Annotated in this window: 1 protein-coding gene; it reads right to left on the bottom strand. The window is 62.0% G+C overall.

Annotated features, from left to right (window positions below; translation table 11 throughout):
- On the bottom strand, positions 1-2,618 hold a 2,618-nt coding region (locus CGA21_RS29635), incomplete at both ends, for a putative Ig domain-containing protein (protein ID WP_188265685.1).

The raw sequence follows: 2,618 nt of genomic DNA, 5'->3' as shown, positions 1-2,618 counted from the left end.
GGTAAGGTTGCTGGCCACGGTGTTTTGCAGGGTAATGATGGTCCGCCAGCCGGTGCCACCCGCCGCCGTGCCGTTCTGGTCCCACTGCAGCAGGGTATCGGCGCCCTGCTGCACCAGGCGCAGGTAACCCAGCGCCGGGTCGAAGGGGTTGCCAGCGCTGTAACCGCTGCTGCTGGTCAGCAGGTCATTGATGCTGAGGATGTCGCCAGCGCTACCGGGGGCGAAGTCGCTGACAAGCAGTTGTCCCTGAGCGCTGGCTCGCAAGACATAGGTGTCACGCCCAGCCCCGCCACTGACAGTGGTAACGGAGCCGCTGTTGGACTGATAAACGTTAATCGTGTCATTGCCTGCACCTGCGTCCAGGCTGTTGGTGGCAACCAAACCGGAGAAGTCATAATCCTGCAAGGTGTCATTGCCGTTTCCTCCCTGCAGCACGTCGCTACCGGCCCCACCATCCATTGAGTCATCGCCACTGCTGCCAACCAGCGTGTCGTTACCCTCCTCGCCACTAAGAAAGCTACCATCAGAGTCATTGCCCGCCAGTAAGGTGTCATTACCCTGGCCACCGTAGACAGTGTCGCGTCCGGCCCCGCCATCAAGCAGGTCATCACCGCCAAAACCAAACAGCTGGTCACCTCCCTCCAGCCCATAGATCGCATCCGCCACCACGCTGCCATTCAGCGTGTCCGGGTTCGGCGTGCCGATCAAGGTCAATCCCACCGCACTGCCATCCGGCGGCGCCGCCGGCGCAAAGTTGTCGATGGTAAGGTTGCTGGCCACGGTGTTTTGCAGGGTAATGATGGTCCGCCAGCCGGTGCCACCCGCCGCCGTGCCGTTCTGGTCCCACTGCAGCAGGGTATCGGCGCCCTGCTGCACCAGGCGCAGGTAACCCAGCGCCGGGTCGAAGGGGTTGCCAGCGCTGTAACCGCTGCTGCTGGTCAGCAGGTCATTGATGCTGAGGATGTCGCCAGCGCTACCGGGGGCGAAGTCGCTGACAAGCATTTGTCCCTGAGCGCTGGCTCGCAAGAGATAGGTGTCACGCCCAGCCCCGCCACTGACAGTGGTAACGGAGCCGCTGTTGGACTGATAAACGTTAATCGTGTCATTGCCTGCACCTGCGTCCAGGCTGTTGGTGGCAACCAAACCGGAGAAGTCGTAATCCTGCAAGGTGTCATTGCCGTTTCCTCCCTGCAGCACGTCGCTACCGGCCCCACCATCCATTGAGTCATCGCCACTGCTGCCAACCAGCGTGTCGTTACCCTCCTCGCCACTGAGAAAGCTACCATCAGAGTCATTGCCCGCCAGTAAGGTGTCATTACCCTGGCCACCGTAGACAGTGTCGCGTCCGGCCCCGCCATCAAGCAGGTCATCACCGCCAAAACCAAACAGCTGGTCACCTCCCTCCAGCCCATAGATCGCATCCGCCACCACGCTGCCATTCAGCGTGTCCGGGTTCGGCGTACCAACGATGGCATCCAGCAGATTCAGGCTGAAGCCTTCGCTCACCGACAGCCCGCCCGAATCCGTGGCCGTGACGACGATCTCGATCGCCCCGGCCGGGGTGCCGGCTAGCGGGGTGCCGCTGAAGGTGTGGCTCGCCGCATCGAAACTCAGCCAGGCTGGCAAGGGGTCACCACCGGCCAATGTGGCGCTGAGCATCAGGCTGTCGCCCACATCCACATCGGCAAAGGTGTTGACCGGCAGGCTATAGCTGAAGGCGTGCCCCAACCCGCTGAGTTGGTTGGCAAGAGGGATCTGCAGGGTCGGTGCATCGATTACCGGCGCCAGATCCAGACTGGCGGCAGTGATGATGCTGGCCGAGCCGTCACTGATCACCACCGTGAAACTCACCGCACCATTGCGGTTGGCCGCCGGGCTATAAGTCCAGGTGCCATTGCCATTGTCAGTCAGGCTGCCATCGGCCGGGTCGACACTGACGCTCTGCACGCTCAGCGTATCGCCCACATCCACATCGCTGGCGTTAGCCAACAGTTGCGCGGCAGTCAGGGTGTAGCTTTGATCCTCCACGCCATTCGCCAGGCTTACCGGACCGGTAACAGTCGGGGTGTCGTTGGTGTTGCCAACGCTCAGGGTGAAGCTGGAACTGGCGCTGAGATTGCCACGGTCCGTGGCGATGACCTTGATGCTAAGGCTGCCAACTTCGCCATTGCCCGGTGTGCCGCTGAAGCTACGGCTCGCGGCATCGAAGCTCAACCAGCTCGGCAATGGCGAGCCGTCTGCCAGAATAGCGCTGTATGTCAGCGTGTCTCCCGCATCGGAGTCGTTGAAGGTGCCGACTGGTACGGTGAAGCTGAAGACGTCATCCTCGGTCGCCGCCTGGTCGGCCAGTGGGCTGCTGACTTCAGGGGGGGTATTCAGGTTTACCACCTCAATGCCGGTAATACTGGTCGAAGGTGAAAAGTTGTCGATAGTGAGGCTGCTGGCGACGGTGTGCTGTAGGGTGATGACGGTACTCCAGCCGGCGCCCCCGGAGGCGGTGCCATTCTGGTCCCATTGCAGCAGGGTATCGGCGCCTTGTTGCACCAGGCGCAGGTAACCCAACGCCGCATCGAACGGGTTGCCGCCGCTGTAGCCACTGCTGGTGGTCAGCAGGCTGT

The sequence above is a fragment of the Pseudomonas sp. PSB11 genome, from assembly GCF_014596605.1.
Taxonomy (GTDB): domain Bacteria; phylum Pseudomonadota; class Gammaproteobacteria; order Pseudomonadales; family Pseudomonadaceae; genus Aquipseudomonas; species Aquipseudomonas umsongensis.
The sequence above is the reverse complement of the archived record's forward strand: the minus strand, read 5'-3'. Positions and strand labels throughout refer to the sequence as shown.